Here is a 17,149-nt window from a genome sequence, read left to right on the forward strand (position 1 = left end):
AGCGTTGAAAAATGATTGTTATTGAAAACCTATTGTCAGTTGATGAGGTCGCACAGTTTCGTGCAAACTTAGCTGAAGTGCCATTTAACGACGGTAAAGAAACGGCGATGGGTATGGCGGCAAGTGTCAAAAATAACGGTCAGGCAGACGCCCAACACCCGCGCGTTATGCAACTTGCTAATGTGCTTTTGGGCAAGCTCGGCAACCACCCAAAAGTGGTTGCTGGCGCGCTGCCTCAACGCATTTTTCCACCTTGCTTTAATCGCTACAGCGAAACGCAAACCTATGGCTACCATGTCGATGCAGCCATTATGCGCCTACCTAACTCAGCCGATGTTTTGCGCAGTGATATGTCAATGACAGTGTTTTTGTCGCACCTTTATGAATACGAAGGCGGTGAACTTGTTATCCAAACCGGATTTGGCGAACAGCGTATTCGTTGCGAGGCAGGCAGCGCCATTTTATATCCCTCTTCTAGCCTACACAAAGTCACTCCTGTTACGAAAGGTGAGCGCATTGCAGCAATCACTTGGATGCAAAGTATGGTCAGCGACCAGCAAATGCGGGAAACGCTATTTCAACTTGACCAAAGTATTCAGTCGCTCATCAACGACAGCAATGCGAATCGCGAGCAACTAGATAACCTTCATCACGTTTACCATAACCTTATCCGAAAGTTTTCTGTGGTGTAGCCAAGGCAGTGAAATAAGCGACTGTTCGCATTACATGAAATTATTCGTCGCCAGTTAAGGTCTTTTTATAGAATGTAGGTTAGTCTTAGGGTGTGTCTGTACATGCACCTAATTCACTATTCTAATATGGCGATGAAATGAATAAGCGTTTAATAATAATTATTTTTAGCGTACTTGCTTGTTTTAGTAAGACTACAATAGCCAACGACAGTGCAGCGTTAACAATCAAACTCACTGACAGTGCATCGTTAGACGTTAATGATGGCGTGTTCATTTTTGAACCTCAGTTTCAAGTAGACGCGAAATATATTCCTAAACAGCCACCGGCTGTTATGAATCAAATTAACAAGCAGTTTGTGCCCCACGTGCTAGTGGTAAAAGCGGGTACCGATATATCTTTTCCCAATGCGGATAACCTATTTCATCACGTTTACTCGTTTTCCCCTGCCAAGCAGTTCGAACTAAAACTGTACAAAGAGTTTAATGCCGAGCCGCTTAGGTTTGACTCCGCGGGTGTTGTCGATATTGGCTGTAACATCCACGATTGGATGTTGGGCTATATTGTGGTTTCAGATTCCCCGTTTTTCGGTAAAACAGATGCGTCGGGGATGGTATCGGTACAACTTCCTAAAGGTGAATACCGTGTGCGTTTTTGGCATCCGTTAATTGATGGCGAAAAGGCACTTCCGGCTCAACGTCTTTCAATAACCGAAACAAGCACAGTGACATGGCAACTGAACCAATCTATTCCCGTTGACGACGGATTCGACTCAGGTTTTGGCGACTATTAATGCGTTTTAAGGCGAGATTTAACGTGATTAAGCTGGTTGCGGGAATTGTGTTTACAGCGTATTCGGTAACAGGGTTTGCCAAAACAGACGTGCTGCTGCGCACTACCTTAAGCGCGCAAGACAATACCGCAAGCTTTCAGCAGCATGGTGTAAGCCACCAGCGATTTGACGGTGACGGCATACACCTGTCTCAAGCAATGCTTTCAACTGAACATCAATTGACGAATGACTGGTTTATTGCCGGTGTTCTGAACGCTTATAGCGATGGTGAGCGACGTGCAGGCATTTCACAATTGTATGCAAAGTATCGCCCTTTAAGTGCATCCAGTATTAAACCAGAAGTGAAAATAGGTATGTTCTATCCGTCATTATCCGCTGAGAACACGGATAGTGGATGGCTTTCACCTCATTTTTTGACTAATTCTGCGATTAATAGCTGGATTGGCGAAGAGCTTCGCACTGGCGGCATTGAAGTAAGTCTTCGACAAAATGGCAGACAGGTGCGCAGTAACTGGTCGTGGAAAGTACTTGGCAGTATTTTTAAGGGCAATGATACTACGGGTACTTTACTGTCATGGCGCGGATTCGCATTGCATGATCGACAATCGTTGCTAAATGACCGTGTTAACTTTGCCCCAATCCCTTGGGTGGTCAATGACAGTGGACTTAATGCCCCCGCTTGGACAGATCCTTTTCGCGAGATTGATACTCGCTTTGGGTACTATGTAGGGGCGCATATTGCGCATAAGCGCAATGCCGAGCTGAAATACTACTACTACGATAATAATGCTGATCCAACGCAATTAGATCCAGATAGAATTTATGCGTGGCACACCCGCTTTCACTCACTCACGCTTCGTTATATGGCCAATCGAGACCTAACGCTGTTCTCACAATTTTTGTATGGCAACACACTGATGGGGAGCAATATTGTTAACAACGATTTTGTTAGTGCTTATGCCGCTGTCGCTTATGCCTTTGAACAATTTACCTTCGCCGGACGCGCAGACTGGTATCAAGTGATTGATCGCGACGACACAATGTACGACCCGAACGACAGCAGTGGTTACGCATTGACACTAAGTGCCCGCTACGACCTGAGCGAACACATGGCTGTTACTGGGGAATGGCAAACCAACAAAGGTAAGCAAGACAACCTGGCATTCTTTCAAAGTCAAACCACTTACACCGAAAATTTGCTTCAGGTTGCCTTAACATTAAAATTCTAGGAAGACGTCGACTGCGCGACTTCAATAAGGTTAAAGGCAGCGTTCTCTTGCCCTTCAACAAGTACCCTACACTGCCCCCAACTTTTCGGAATGTTCCAAATGTGATTTTCTGCTACGGTGAATTTTTCGCGGTGCGATTCACATCGTACTTCAACTGTGTCTAACTCACCTTCAATACCGTCAAACGCGAATTGATTTCTGACAAGGGTGTGAAACCAATTTCCACGTTCGTCGATGGTTACTTCAACTTGAATAGCGCTGTCTGAATCGATATGTTCGCGCACTTTAGCAATAAGCGGCGTAATTTCACTTAAACGCTCTTGTTGATTGTCCATCTCTTGAAGGCGCTCGTAGTATGTTTGCGCATCAGCATACAGCCCTAACTTGCTGGCTAATATCACCATTCGTTGATGCACAAAAGCAATATGATTGTCACTAAACACACTGTGTTTGCCGTCGACGCTTCTATTGCTAGGCAGCATACGCGCGAAACTATTTAGCTCTCGCTGCCAATCTTCTAAACCACTGGCTATAAGCGCATCCATATTCCATAACCATGCATTCTCATAGCGATTTAGATTATCTTGATTGTGCAAGTCTTTAAGTGCTGCGTTAGCTTCTGCGTATTTTCCTTGCTGGTATATAGCATCAACGTCTTTATACGCTCTAATAAAATCGCGCGTTGCACCGGGTTTTCCACCCATCAAAAAATCAAATTGTACCGCTTGATGGCATTGCTGAGTTGGTTTGCCATTTTTCATCGCAGGCTCAAAAGTCCAACGTTTAATAGCGTTTAGCGCTTTGCGCTTAAAGGCTCGGTTACCACTAAAGTCATCTACGACAGGGTCTTGTACATGCCCATCTTCGTCAATCACATAGCTCATTTTAACCCACCCTTCTTGGCCACGCCTTGCTGCCTCTACTGGGTATTCAGGGTTTATGCGCTTAAGCGTTTTTGCAGGCTGAAATGCCGTTATACGCTTCACTTCATCATCTGATGTGTTCGCTTTAACTTTTTCTTCTAACTCATCGCACGGCACGCTTAATTCTTGTGCGCTAGCTAAACCCGAAAGCAGCAGGCTTGTGAATAGCAGTGAAGGGGCAAACAACCGACGACGAGGCGTGTTGTGTTTGTGTAACGAGTGAGGTGTATTTTCTTTCATGGCGTATTGTCCTTAATAAATACCGACAGGGTAGTCACTTACCCATCGTGAAATTATAGTGTTAATTTAACGCTTTTTACTCTGTTGTTCAAAAGATGCATCGGGTACGTTTTTAATCATCATTTGCTCTTTGCGTTTAGTCATCATTTTCGCTAAACGTCGCATACTCACTGTGGTGTCTTTCTCATCTACAATGTCTACACCCAGTAACCTTTCTAGCAAATCTTCTAAGGTTAAAACCCCTTCTAAACCACCATACTCATCCACCACCAATAACATATGAACATGCTTGTTGATGAAATGATCGAAAGTCACACTTAGCGGCATGGTATTAAGTACCGTTACCATGTCTTTCGCATATTCAGATAGCGGCTTGTCAGTATTGCCTCGCGCCTGGGCGACCAGTAAATCGGATCGCATGACAAAACCCGTTATGTTTTCTGAGTCGTTATCTTCATAAACAGGAATACGTGAAAACTCAATATTAGCGTGCTTGTGGAAAAAGGCTTCCACCGTTGTTGATTCTGACACTGAAAAAAGCGCTGTTCTGTGGGTAATTGCGTCTTTTACTTTCAGCTCATGCAAACTTAGTAAACTCTGTAAAAATGCTGCTTCGTGATTGGCCAATTGGCCTTCTTGACCCGACAACTCTGCCATTGCGTGTAGTTCGCTTCGGCTTAGGCCACGAAGTGGACTATCTTCTTTAAAGCTTCGGGTTAAAAGCTCTGACATTTTCACAAATGGTTTAAGTACCATCGACAGATACTTTAAGAAGTAAGCCGTTGCAGGCGCTAGCGAACGCCAGTATGTCGCCCCCAGCGTTTTCGGGATGATCTCAGAAAATACTAAAATCAGTAAGGTAAGTACGGCTGAAATAACCCCTAAATAGGCTTCACCGAACACCGCCGCCGCTTGTGCACCAGCGCCCGCTGCCCCCATGGTGTGGGCAATGGTGTTTAACGTTAAAATGGCTGAAAGTGGGGTATTGATGTTGTCAGTTTGTGCGCGTAACAGCGAACCACTTGGCTTCCCTTCTTTTTCTAACACCGAGATGTAAGCCGATGAAACACTAAGAATAACCGCTTCAGCAATTGAGCAAAGAAATGAAAAGCCCAATGCAATAAAAACGTACACAACAAGTAAAAACATGAATGGTTTCCGAACCCACTAAAAAGCGTGTTTTGTTAAAAAATGCAAAGAACTATTATGAGTGACAGCACATAATATACAAGGGCACTGAGCAATAAAGTGGTACAAGAACTTGCAGCACATTACCCGCAACACGCTGATTGCGCATGTTTATGCTCTCGTGCTTGACGCCACTTTTTCCAGCCCAGTCGTAACATAAGTGCAGCTAGCACAATGGCACACACAGCATACAGGGCTTGCACATTCCCACCATGCTCGTGTAAGTGACTCTGTGTATTGATGAGGTGGAAAAGCGAAAACGCATTCACCATATAGTTCAAGCCATAGCCAAACCCGATACTGGCAGACATCACACTAAAGAGATACAACATCAATGTGCGGCTGCCCATTTCTTGTTTGATCATGCCCATCGTCGATACGTTAGTAGCAGGTCCTGCCATTAAGAATACCAATACGGCACCAGGTGATAACCCTGCGGCCAAAAAGCCTACCGCTAACGGGGTTGATGCAGTGGCACAAATGTACATTGGAATACCTATAACGGCCATGACCACCATCGCGAGTAGACCGTCTCCCCACTGCGTTAAGAAATCGGTGGGCACCCAAGTTTTAATTGCCGCCGCTAACCCTAAACCTATTAGTAACCATACAACAATATCTTCTAATAACTTGCCACTTGCGAAACTCACCACTCGACTTAGTTTTGTTGAAACGCTCGGCGTGGGGGACACCTGATGTTGGTGCCCCTTGTCACTTGCACAGCAACTTGTCGTCGGCTCTGGCGCTTTTGTGTGACTGGCGCAGCAGCTACTCTCAGTTGAGTGGCTTGTTGATACGCCTTTTACTTCGCTGTCAAAGAGTCTGACCATGACACCAGCATAAATTGCACTTAAGACTGCCGTTATTGGTCTTATTATGGCGTAAAGCGGGCCGAGAAGCGCATATGACACCGACACGCTATCAACACCGGTTTCTGGTGTTGATACTAAAAAAGAGATGGTTGATGGCTTTGATGCGCCACTTCGGCGCAATCCAAGCGCTGCGGGAATAACACCACAAGAGCAAAGCGGGAGAGGAGCCCCTATAATCGCCGCTTTACTAATGGAGGAAAATGACTCATTGCCCATATGCTTTTCAAGGAATGACACTGGAACAAGTTCGTGCATAACGCCAGCCACAAGCAACCCCAAAAGCAGCCAGGGCGCCGACTCAATGAAAAGCGCCAAGAAGTTTTGACCTAACAAAAAAATCTCCGACATATTACCTCGTAGCGGCTAAATTAAGTGACATTGCTTATTCACTTGCCAGTGTTGATTTGATACTACCAGATTATACTCCATGCGAAAAACCCGCATACTTAAATTGCTAGCGTGAAGTCTCTTCTACTGACTGAACGACATAACCTTCATATAAAAAAAGCCAGCGCAGATGCGCTGGCCGAATGTTGACTTTCTCGAAATGATGTTCAAATAACGAGGCCAACCATGAAAACAGTAAAGCGGTTTACGCGTCTTTCTCTTTCTTGAGCTTTGATACAACTGAAAACGCTTCTAGCATGACCAATACAGACACAATTAGTACCACTGCATCTAAAAAGACCAATAGATAGTTTTCAGCAAGGTAATACTCTTTTAACTTTATAAGCCCAGCGAAGAACGCCATGACTAACACAAACACCATTGGAATAAGGGTGTAACGCGCAGGGCGTCCAAGCTTGATCAGCATAACCGAGATAACAAGTAAGGTTAGACTTGCCAGTATTTGATTAGTCGAACCAAACAATGGCCAGATGATCATGCCGCCGCTACCAGATGAACCACCAGCGCCAAACGCAAGCAGCAAACAACATCCCACTGCAACTAACGTGGCAACGACGCCATTTTTCAACGCGCTTATTGAGTAGATATCACCCCACTCCTGAATGATGTAACGCTGAAGACGCACGCCAGAATCCATCGTCGTACCAGCAAAAAGCACGACCATTACAGCCAGTATGGTTGAGGAAAAATCAACCGGTAAGCCCCACCCTTGTTGAATTAAATTGGCACCACCGGTAATAAACGCCCCTACACTACCAGCACCTAAATGGCTGTAGACTTCATGCCATTCTTCAGGTGACGCAGCAAAGGCTACGCCGCTCACTGCGACTATGGTAATAAGTGCCAAAGAACCTTCACCAATAGCGCCTAAATAGCCAACAAAACGTGCATCGGTTTCTTTATCTAACTGCTTAGAACTTGTCCCCGAAGAAACAATGCCGTGGAAGCCTGATACTGCACCACATGCTATAGTTACAAAGAGCAACGGTATGATACTGGGTGTATCCACCGCTGTTTGCATGTTAAATGCCGGCGCAGTGATATCAGGTAACGAGAAGAAAACCGCCCCATATAGCAAGAAGAGCCCAACTAACAGTTGCATGCCGTTAATAAAGTCACGTGGTTGTAGAAGCATCCATACTGGCAGCAATGACGCAATAGCGGCATAGACAAACAAAATGATGATCCAGTTTGCCTTATCGCCTAAACCAAATAGGGTTTCTGGCAGGCTTAATGGAATATAGCTGCCTGCGTATACCGATGCGTAAAGCACCACAATTCCTACGATACACAAAGGAATTAAACTGAAGTTGCGCTTCAATAACTGGCCAATTACCAACGCCACAAGAATGGCGGTCCATGCTGGGAATACCGCGTTAGGTTGAGACACAAAAGAATTGGCAATAACCACACCAAACACCGCGTTTACCATTAGCAGTACAAGAAATACAACAATCATAAATAGGGCGCGAGAACGTTTGCCAATGACACTCTCAGATAGTGCGCCCATTGACTTTCCTTTATGACGGGCGCTGGCCCAGAGCGCCCCCATGTCATGCACGCCAGCAAATAATATGGTGCCAAACACTACCCATAAGACTGCGGGCACCCACCCCCAATACACTGCAATAGCGGGACCCACAATAGGTGCAGCTCCGGCTACAGAGGTAAAATGGTGTCCCCACAATACCACCTTGTTGGTAGGTACATAATCAACGCCATCGCGCTCGGTGTGCGCTGGCGTTACAAAGCTATCATCCAATTTGAAAATGCGATTTGCGATAAATTTCGAATACACAAACCAACCGAACATCATTCCAATAATGCCCAGTATTACAATGGCAATAGACTGCATACTGTCGTCCTATTTGTTGTTTTTCTAAACACTACACCACTTTATAGTGCCTAAAGGTCTTACCTGCAAACTGCAAATACCTCAGTAACTTACATGGGAATCAGATTGATTCAAAAAAGAGAAACCACAGTAGGTGGTAGTGATAGCGACTCATGCTATGTACTTGGCATCGACGCAGGTTACTTCGGTCGCGTATTTAAACATGTAAATAGCTTAGTCGGCAGGCATTAGACTAAAGTCTAACCCGGTTAATAGAGGTCGCGATGATAACGCTTGTGCTCAGCCAATGTCTTATGCCCGCTGTCACCTAAAATTGAACGAAGTGCGTCATCTACACCCTTGCCCATACCCTCGTAGCGTCCACATACATACACTTGCCCAGTCTGTCCTAAGAAGCTGCGTATATCACTGCTTTGCTGAAGTAGCAGTTGTTGAACGTATCCACTGCCATGAGTTGCCTGGGAAAAAATAGTGTGTTTACGTATTAAGCATGACGATAAATGAAAAGGTGACAATGTTTTGTCAAGCACATCGTCAAACGTAGGATGGCGCTCGCCAAATAAAATCCACACAGGGCCCGCATCTTTGAGTAGAGCGCGCTTAGCAAGCTGTGCCCTTATCCCTGCCACACCGCTTCCAGCCCCAATCAGTAACAAGGGAGATTGGGTATCTGTGATGAAAGCATTGGCATGCTGTCTAATATAGCCCTTGATGGGCTGCTCGTTCTGCAAAGTCTCAGTTAAAAAGCCCGAGCCAATACCAAGCTCACCTTCGTCTTTCACTAACTGTCTAACGACCAGCTTGATATTTTTTTCTTCCGGCACAGAGGCAATGGTATAGGTGCGAATGATTTGTGGTATCTGATGAGAAGATTGATGTTGAGACACGTTTGGTGCTGGCAGGTTAAGCCCAGCATCTTCATTGTTTTGCTCGATAAGAACATCCAACACATCGCCCGCCTGCCAGTGGACAGTAGACAAGTGACTGTTGTGGTCAAACGACAGCGCGCATAGCTTTTGCGACTGCGGTGAGTCGCTGTTTAATTGGTTTCGTTTGGTTAGGGTTAGCGTTATCGAAGGTTGTTGATAGTGAACGTCTCCCGATGTATTGAGTAAAGCAAGGTGTTCACCACTTCCTGCATCTAACTTTTGCACTGGCTGTGTAGCATTACCGCCTAATTGCTTTATTCCATCAAAAAGCGTATCTGCAAACTGACAAAATCGCGCATATTGACGATCACCGACCCCCACAACCTCAAAATGAAGATGAGATAGTGTGGTAGAGCCCTTGGTAGCAGCCTGCGCAATAGCGCGATTGAATTTACGTCCCATATCAGGAGGCTCGCCTTCGCCGTAGGTGCTAACGACAAAAATCACCTTCGATACTCGCTGAAGCGATTGCAACGACAACGACGCCATAGATATCACGGGTGCGGGTTCTGGTAGTTGTAGTTGCGCCGCTTTTATCCTTGCTATTTTCTCTGCTGTGCCTGTTTGGCTAGCATACACCACCAGCGTACTGTCGCTGGTGAGGGAATGTGCGAGTGTGCGGTCACTCACTTTCTTATGCTTGTGATAAAGCACTGCTACCCACAGTACGTACAGCGTGGTCGCTAGGAAGGCCAAGAGGTAGCGGTGCGTTTCTGTCATGGTGCTTCTTATATTTTGATTGCTAAAGCGCGTTAATTGTCACAGCGGCAATACTTCTAGTGTGGCCGAATAGCTTGCGCTTCTTACTGTAGCTGGCGCTGAAGCCTTGTCATCTTCGTAGCTAATTTCGACGAAGTACATCCCGGCTTCTGGCCATGTAACAGTGAATTTCCCGCTGCGGTCCGACTTAACTGCGATAAGTTGTTGGTCGTTGCGATAACGCATGCCACCTCTAACAACTTCTATTTGTGCGCCAGCGGCAGGCTCGCCATCAATTAACAATGTGAATGTTGCGGCTTCTTGAGCGAACAAATCGTTGGGGTGAGTAACAGGAACAAGCTCTAACCCCACATTTGTTGGTGCAAATACTTTATTTGACGGTGCACCAAGCGTGACGAACGTTTCAACACGACGGGCACTTTGAATTACGCGAAGCTCACTTGCCTCTTTTGGCACTTCAGTGTCAAATTTGGTCGCGTCAAAAGGCTGCCCTCGACCTGGCCACATTTTTCTGTTGCCGTCTTCGTCTCGCCAAAATGCACGTAGTCCTGCGCTTGCCGATGCGAGTTTGTAAGTGCCTTCTTGGTCTAGTTTTACATCAAACGTTGTTCGGTATTTGCCTTTCGCCATATTGAGCGCTTCTACATTATTGCCTTGCGGGGACATTATCGTCAGGTTATTCATGCTCATGGCAACGTGGTCTGGGTGAAACAACGTATTAGAGATAGCACCGTCTACGGTTACATACACTTCTTCTGAAGATAATACTGTGGAGCTTGGCAGTAGCCATGCACGGTGAGCACTGGCCGAGAACGATAACGCAAGGGTTGCGGTAGCGAGGACTATGGCACGGTTAAACGTCGCTTTCATGTTGTTTCCTTATTTTGTATTTCGCTTAGTTGCTTTTTACGCTAAGTACCACAGTACCCACTTCAGATGAGCCAGACGCTTCAATAGGTAGCGCATTTTTAGACAGGGGAAGTGAGAAAGGTATAGATACGACTTCGCGACCACCAACCTCGCGCGATACCTCAACACGCAATGTATAGTCACCTGCCGTCAAGCCATCAATAGCCTCATTTAACTGTTCATCAATGGAGTACTCACCTGGTCCTTTAGTTGCGCTGGTAAGCCCATCATATGGCAAATCTAAGCTTCTTCCGCCACGACGCCACCATTGGCGTAAATCTTTCAACCACTCTTTACCCTTGTGTTCGCGTTTATCTACGTCATACCACACCGCTACGTGCGTTGCTTTGCGCTTTGCATCTTCAATCCACACTGCCACATAAGGTTTGTGATACTCGGCCACATCGAGCTGTGGCAAACCAACATTTAATGTGGCTTCATCTTGTGCGTTCACGGCATTAGAAGACACTGTCAACGCCAAGGCGCCAGCTACCATGGCCAAACTATGCAGAACTTTCATTAATACACTCCTAACTCTAGAAATTGTCGCCCTAGGCTAAAGCCTCGATGGTTATTAAGTTACGTGGCGAAAAACATCATTTACAACGGTGCTTTACTGTTTCTCTAGTGGACAAAAAGCAGCAAAATAACAAATGGGATGAGCACGCCTAACGCGGTAATGGGCCAGGTTGAAGCTCTGTGAGCAGAATGGCGCATGAGTAACAAAAGGCCGGTTACACTAAACACAACGCACGCTAGCGCGAATGCATCGATAAACCAACGCCATGCCGTCGCGGTGTTGCGACCTTTATGCAGATCATTAAAGTAGGCAATCCAGCCTCTATCCACGTTCTCATAAGTAATGATGCCAAGTTCAACATCAAGCGCTACCCAACTATCAGCACCAGGGCCAGGCCACGCAGCATAAAATTCAACTCCATCCCATTCACCCTGAAGTGAACGAGGAATAGCAACATCGTGCATACTTGCCATATGAGCCACCAATTGTTGAGGTATGCTTATCTCATCAGGTGCAAGGGCACGAAAAGCATCAACGACCTCTTGTGAGGCTTCAGCCTCTACCGCGTTAACAACTCTGTTTGCAGGTATGTCGGCTGCATGATTAAGCGTGATCCCGGTGAGCGCGAATAAGCACATGCCCACTAAGCACACTGCGCCGCTTATCCAGTGCCACTGTCGCACTGTGCCTATCGAAAAACTCTTCACTGACTTGTTTGACTCTTATTTACTTCTGCGTTTTATCGGGCTAGATGATACAGATTTTATGACAACAATCAATGCAAATGAGATTTATTATCATCTTTAACCTAATAGAAAAAGCCCTTTAAGTAATGGTGTAAACGGGTAGTCATGTTGATTAAAAATGTATGGCTACGCGGCGTGTTTGATGATTTTTTCTAAAGCCGCAATATTGTGTAGTAAGTCAGTTCGCGATGGATAGTGACTATATACATCGCGTAATAATGAAAGCGCCTCAACGTAGTCTTGCTGCTCTATGGCCATTTGCGCTTGCGCTAACATAGCGCGCTGCTTGGTTTCCTCAAGCGCCTGTGCGCGTATGTACAGCATTTTTGCGTGATCTAGCCGATGTTGCTTGCGATAAATTTGGGCTAACAACAATAACGCCTCGCCGTTGTCAGGAACGGCATCCAGTGCACTGCGTAATCGCGTCAATGCTTGTTTATTTTGCCCCTTCGAGATCGCTAACTGCGCATGAAGCACATCGAATTGCGATTTGTGTTCTGTGCTTAATCTCTGCGTTTTATGACTTAGATGCTCAAGTGATGTGGCTAAAAGCTGCCACTGCTGAGTGTCTACCAGATGCGTAGCAATATCCACATAGGCACTCGCTCCTTCACCGGTTGTATCTTGAAGCAGAATATCACTGTGCTCGGCGAGTAAATGGGTAGCTCTTGTTGTACTGCCAGCTTTAATATGAAGCTTGGCTAATGTCACTAGATTAGCTGTTGTGTTATTCCCCAACGACAAGGCGGTTTCTAAGCTACCAATAGCTTTAGTCGTATTCCCCTGTTTTAGCGCTAGTTGCGAGCGTTGAAGCCAAAGTTGCTTGTCTTGTGGCGACTGCGCCAGCATTTGTGTTAGCAAGCTTTCTGCTTGCGCCAAGCTGTTACTTTGAATAAGCGCGTAGAGTAGCCCCTGATACCACTGCTCGTTGTCTGGTTCTAACAAAAGCGCTTGTTGATAGCCGCTTATGGCGGTAATCGCTTTGCCCATTTGTAGGTTTGTGTAAGCAAGTTGACCAAACACCTGTGGGTCATTAATACCCAGCTCAATACAGCGCGTAAGGTGATGACGGGCCTGAGGTAACACATCTTGCATCAAGTAGGCAAGACTCAATGCACGATGGGCAGAACCTAAATCAGGTTCTTCTTCAATTACGCTGCTTAGTACATCACGTGCTTTGTCATAGCGTTTGTTACTCAATAAAATTTGCCCATAAAGCTCTCTCAACTTTGCACTCATTGCCGATATATCTTGCTTATCGAATAAACGCAGCGCTTTATCAAACGCCTTTTGCTCAACTAATGGCATTACTTGCTTCGCAAATGTGCGCTCATCTGCGGTAATCGACATTGTAGAGGGGCTTGCTGGAAGGTGACCAACTACGAATTGCCAACTTGGGACATCAAGTTCTACGTCTATCGCTGAAGCTGCATAACCAAAACATGATGATGCGAAAAACACGACGTTCGAAATGATGACCTTGAATAATTGACCCCGTATACCTATACCGTACTTCATTATGGCAACAAACTCCTATTAGGCTTCTATTAGCACCGGCCATATAAAACGCGCTTTCACTGCGGCATCTTCTTTAGATGGAGAGGTGAACCGGCTATTTTTAACAAAGCGTACAATTTCTTTGTTTAATTCATGGTGAGGATTTTCAACAATATCCACCAACTCGACATTACCCTGCTCATCTATCAGCACATCAAGCTTGACCAGTACTTTACTCACACCTTGCTTTTTAAGCCTTTTGGGAAAGTGGACTTTTATCGGCGTTAACAAGATAGGCGTGCTATCAAGTTCATTAAGGGCAAATGCACTGGTATCGATATCGGAAAGTGACCATTGTAAAAAAGTGGTGTCGATTTCCGGCATAGTCGGTATATCAATATCAAGTGTGGGCGATACGACTATTTCAGACACCATCAATTGCGCACCCGCCCCCTTTACTTGAATATCAAGGGTAGGGTCTGTTTGCGATGATTGACTAACAGGAGGTGGAGGCGGCGGCGTTGTAACAAGCATATCCACATTACGCACAATGACTGTAGTATCACTACTTTCTGCCAGTAACTGACCAAGCCACATAGTTCCTAGCGCAAAGGCAAGTACCAGCCCTGACAATAAAAACGAAGATGTACGAGTGACCATTGATAGCTAACCTTATTTTACTGCTTTAACGTGGCAATATTGACCGACTGTGCACCCGCCAGTTTGGCTTCGTCGATAACGTTTACCAGTAATTCTGAGCGCACCGATTTATCAACTTGAATTACCACAGGGCGCGGTTCACTACTTAGAGTCTGCTCAATCACGGTACGCACACCGGTAAGCCCGATATTAGCGCCGTCGTACACCACACGGTTGTCGTGGGTTATAGCAAGCATAATGGTATTTTGCTCTAGCTGTTTTGCCGAAATAGCCTGCGGTTTGTCTACTTCCACACCGGTCTCTTTTACAAACACGGTTGAGACAATAAAGAAGATCAGCAAAATAAACACCACATCAAGGAGCGGTGACATATCAATACCTTGCGTATTCTGCAATTCAATTCGGCGTTGAAGGCGAAGACTCAAGGGCTAGGCTCCTTGTCTATTTTGCAAAAGAGAAGGCGACCGCTTACGGTTTGCAAGGGCCATAAGTAACCAGCCGGGAATGGCTAACACTAAACCTAGCTGAGTGGTAAACAACGCATCCGCAATGCCTTTTGTTACCAACTGACTGTCTATGCCTTGTGACATCATGCCTGTAAAGCTTAACTGTAACCCCGAGATGGTGCCGAGTAGCCCCATCAAAGGCAGTGCACCAACAAGAACATTGGGTATCATTTCATTCGACGCGCTGTCTTGGGTATCCATACTGTCTCGTCTCTGCTTTCCCAACGAAATAAAAATAGATTGATAGGTAAACCAGGCCGTAACCACCATCACCCAGCACAACGGGGTTTCAATGAGTTGTGATATCAAGACGCAGCCCTCGCCTCTTCGCTGTCGCTGCTAATCACCAGTGCGAACGACTCGAGTGAATCGTAATACGTTTTCGCTTTGCGAGATAAAATGGCATTGAGGATAAGTGCGGGGATAGCAACGACTAATCCAAGCTCAGTGGTGACTAGCGCTTTTGCGATTCCTCCTGAAATAATTTCGGGGTCACTCGAGCCAAATGCGGTCATCATTCTAAAGGTTTCTATCATGCCGCTCACTGTACCTAACAATCCAAGTAACGGTGCGACAGCCGCAGTAATTGAAATGGCGCCATTGTATTTCTCTAGTTTGTACTTAAATGCCTGTAACTTAGCAAAGAGTTCATCGTCACGCTCAAAAGGCGTGCGTGCGCCTTGTGCGATATCGATAAGCTCGCGCTGCATTCCAGAAAAGTGATTGATAGAAGATTGATGTAGCAACGACGACAGCGCTTTTGCTGACGTGACGGGCTTAACAGTAGGTAATCGCCATAATTGAACGACTTTAAATAGTGCAATACTCAGCGCAAGAATGCCGAACAATACAATGGGAATAACCCAAAGCCCGCCTTTAATAACGTGTTCGTGCAAGCTTTCACTGCTGTCTGATTGTGTGGCGGCTCGCCCTAGTGTGGGGTCAAAAACAACTTCCCCTGAATCAACATTCAGCAAATCAAATAACTGTTGTGTGCGTGCACTACTAAACTGTGTGTCAGTATGCCAGTGTGAATTTTGAAATGTCGCTAGGCCAGACATTTGCGGCGCATGAGTGAGATACCAGGTGACAGGCCCTAAAGTGAGCAACTGTGCATCGACCAACTCTCCATTTGATAGCACCAAGGACTTAGCTTGGAACTGCGGAAACTGTGCATCATAATAGTTTTTTGCTATCGGCAAAACGGACTGTACTTTTTCAGAAAGCGTCATAGATTTCAGCTCCGCTTTCTCACTTTTTACCTGCCGTAGAAAGCGATTGAGAACATCTTCTTGAAATACGTGCTGCTCCTGCCATCGGGCAAGGCGCTCTTCCAATTGCACAAGCCCCAGCGTTTTTTCGTCTGCCTTACGACGGGCTACAGACGTTGCCTCTCTCAGCGCTATGACCTCTTGCTCTAGTGCGTTAAGCGTATTCGACAACGATACACGCGCCTTACTAATACTCGATTCTGTCTGCGCCAACCTAACCTTGGCTTGCTCGATTTTTTTGAGCATTTCACCATTAGGCGACTGCGCAGTTGTTGCATGACCTGATAATGTATAGGTTGCCAAACACAGCATGACTAATAGGTTGAGGCATCTCATAATTCGGCCCTATTTAAATCCAATGGAAGCGTGACATAATCGGGCTGATGCTGCTTTTCATAAATCGAAATGGCGGTCAAAATATCATCTAGTTGACCGTCTTTTGAGGCGCTGAATGTCCACTGCCATTGCCCAGAGAGACTACTTCCCCACCCCTGATATTGACCATCGCTATTTGAAAACCAAGCATATTGGCTGCCCAAGTAAAGCTGCTTCATCATTACCATTTTGTTATCAGGAGTTTTCATGATGCTTTCATGAACGGTAATGGCCGAATTGAATGTTTGAAGAGAAGAAAGCTGCGCCAACGCGACTTGAAGTTGTTGTGAAGAAGTGGCGTCGCTTGTCAGCACTTCGCTTTCACTGTCCCAGCGCTGTTGAATAAGTTCTGGCAAAGTAGGATAAATGCTATTTAACACAGAATACAAAGGCGCGAGTGTTTGTTCTAATGCGTGTTGTTCAGCTTCTAGCGTATTCTGTTGTGCAAGCAATGCCTCGCGTTTCTTTTCTACATCAGTGCCAGTTTGCTTACTTTGTGACAGTATCTCGGAAAGCTGCGCTTTTTCAGCTTGTAAGAGTGCAATGCGCTGCTTAAGTGTTGGCTCTGTTTGTCGCCAATCATTTTCTAACTCGCGCGTTTGTCTTTCTATGCGGAGCCACTGCTCGGTTAGGCTATCAACTTGCTCGGGCAAGCTACTTGCACTTAGGCAAAAACTCGGCACAGAAGCAAAAACAAACATTGCAAACAGGTAGCAACGATTCAACATCAAGAAAACCTTCTTTACGAAACAAGGAAAGGGTTTTTGGCCGTGTCTATTGCGTTGCTAAAACGCAAATGATAACGCGACGCCAATCAA

General features: G+C 45.8%; 18 protein-coding genes. 4 read left to right on the forward strand and 14 right to left on the reverse strand.

Annotated features, from left to right (window positions below; genetic code table 11):
- Positions 1–11 precede the first annotated feature (11 nt).
- The 3 genes from JN178_RS17890 to JN178_RS17900 all read left to right on the forward strand — a co-directional run bounded on the left by JN178_RS17890 (position 12) and on the right by JN178_RS17900 (position 2,712).
- On the forward strand, positions 12–692 hold the full coding sequence (locus JN178_RS17890) for a Fe2+-dependent dioxygenase (protein WP_202262678.1): 681 nt from the start codon (positions 12–14) through the stop codon (positions 690–692).
- Between the two features lie 137 nt (positions 693–829).
- Positions 830–1,483, forward strand: a complete 654-nt coding sequence (locus JN178_RS17895) for a methylamine utilization protein (protein WP_202262679.1) — start codon at positions 830–832, stop codon at positions 1,481–1,483.
- 23 nt (positions 1,484–1,506) lie between these two features.
- Complete coding sequence (locus tag JN178_RS17900) at positions 1,507–2,712, forward strand: outer membrane beta-barrel protein (RefSeq protein WP_232369611.1); 1,206 nt, start codon at positions 1,507–1,509, stop codon at positions 2,710–2,712.
- Here the strand turns inward: JN178_RS17900 and JN178_RS17905 are convergent.
- The 4 genes from JN178_RS17905 to JN178_RS17920 form a co-directional block, all read right to left on the reverse strand.
- Positions 2,709–3,875 carry an energy transducer TonB gene (locus JN178_RS17905; RefSeq protein ID WP_202262681.1) on the reverse strand — a complete coding sequence of 389 codons (1,167 nt, stop codon included), beginning with the start codon at positions 3,873–3,875 and terminating at the stop codon, positions 2,709–2,711. The two genes, JN178_RS17900 and JN178_RS17905, sit on opposite strands and share 4 nt — an antisense overlap.
- Positions 3,876–3,941: 66 nt before the next feature.
- Positions 3,942–5,024 carry a CNNM domain-containing protein gene (locus JN178_RS17910; RefSeq protein WP_159627627.1) on the reverse strand — a complete coding sequence of 361 codons (1,083 nt, stop codon included), beginning with the start codon at positions 5,022–5,024 and terminating at the stop codon, positions 3,942–3,944.
- A 122-nt stretch (positions 5,025–5,146) separates the two neighbouring features.
- Positions 5,147–6,283: an SO_0444 family Cu/Zn efflux transporter gene (locus JN178_RS17915; protein ID WP_202262682.1), complete on the reverse strand. Its 1,137-nt coding sequence runs from the start codon at positions 6,281–6,283 to the stop codon at positions 5,147–5,149.
- Between the two features lie 244 nt (positions 6,284–6,527).
- Positions 6,528–8,198, reverse strand: a complete 1,671-nt coding sequence (locus JN178_RS17920) for a carbon starvation CstA family protein (RefSeq protein WP_159627631.1) — start codon at positions 8,196–8,198, stop codon at positions 6,528–6,530.
- Between the two features lie 93 nt (positions 8,199–8,291).
- On the opposite strand from JN178_RS17920, the gene JN178_RS17925 reads away from it, so the two are divergent.
- On the forward strand, positions 8,292–8,429 hold the full coding sequence (locus JN178_RS17925) for a hypothetical protein (RefSeq protein WP_202262683.1): 138 nt from the start codon (positions 8,292–8,294) through the stop codon (positions 8,427–8,429).
- 17 nt (positions 8,430–8,446) lie between these two features.
- Here the strand turns inward: JN178_RS17925 and JN178_RS17930 are convergent, their stop codons facing one another.
- The 10 genes from JN178_RS17930 to JN178_RS17975 form a co-directional block, all read right to left on the reverse strand.
- Entirely contained in the window at positions 8,447–9,847 is a 1,401-nt protein-coding gene (locus tag JN178_RS17930; protein WP_202262684.1) for a flavodoxin domain-containing protein, read from the reverse strand.
- Between the two features lie 39 nt (positions 9,848–9,886).
- Complete coding sequence (locus JN178_RS17935; protein WP_202262685.1) at positions 9,887–10,717, reverse strand: DUF4198 domain-containing protein; 831 nt, start codon at positions 10,715–10,717, stop codon at positions 9,887–9,889.
- Positions 10,718–10,742: 25 nt separating this feature from the next.
- Entirely contained in the window at positions 10,743–11,276 is a 534-nt protein-coding gene (locus tag JN178_RS17940; RefSeq protein WP_202262686.1) for a DUF2271 domain-containing protein, read from the reverse strand.
- A 104-nt stretch (positions 11,277–11,380) separates the two neighbouring features.
- A complete protein-coding gene (locus JN178_RS17945; protein ID WP_202262687.1) occupies positions 11,381–11,983 on the reverse strand; it encodes a PepSY-associated TM helix domain-containing protein in 603 nt (200 codons plus the stop codon).
- 165 nt (positions 11,984–12,148) lie between these two features.
- Entirely contained in the window at positions 12,149–13,540 is a 1,392-nt protein-coding gene (locus JN178_RS17950) for a tetratricopeptide repeat protein (protein WP_202262688.1), read from the reverse strand.
- A gap of 18 nt (positions 13,541–13,558) precedes the next feature.
- Positions 13,559–14,179, reverse strand: coding sequence for an energy transducer TonB (locus JN178_RS17955; protein ID WP_202262689.1), 621 nt, complete (start codon positions 14,177–14,179; stop codon positions 13,559–13,561).
- A gap of 17 nt (positions 14,180–14,196) precedes the next feature.
- Positions 14,197–14,604: an ExbD/TolR family protein gene (locus JN178_RS17960; protein ID WP_202262690.1), complete on the reverse strand. Its 408-nt coding sequence runs from the start codon at positions 14,602–14,604 to the stop codon at positions 14,197–14,199.
- A 3-nt stretch (positions 14,605–14,607) separates the two neighbouring features.
- Complete coding sequence (locus JN178_RS17965; RefSeq protein WP_232369612.1) at positions 14,608–14,994, reverse strand: MotA/TolQ/ExbB proton channel family protein; 387 nt, start codon at positions 14,992–14,994, stop codon at positions 14,608–14,610.
- Positions 14,991–16,292 carry a MotA/TolQ/ExbB proton channel family protein gene (locus JN178_RS17970; RefSeq protein WP_202262691.1) on the reverse strand — a complete coding sequence of 434 codons (1,302 nt, stop codon included), beginning with the start codon at positions 16,290–16,292 and terminating at the stop codon, positions 14,991–14,993. Before JN178_RS17970 ends, JN178_RS17965 begins: the two co-directional genes overlap by 4 nt.
- Complete coding sequence (locus JN178_RS17975; protein ID WP_202262692.1) at positions 16,289–17,059, reverse strand: DUF3450 family protein; 771 nt, start codon at positions 17,057–17,059, stop codon at positions 16,289–16,291. The genes JN178_RS17970 and JN178_RS17975 overlap by 4 nt, the downstream gene beginning before the upstream one ends.
- Positions 17,060–17,149 lie beyond the last annotated feature (90 nt).

It is taken from the genome of Alteromonas sp. KC3, assembly GCF_016756315.1.
Taxonomy (GTDB): Bacteria; Pseudomonadota; Gammaproteobacteria; order Enterobacterales; family Alteromonadaceae; genus Alteromonas.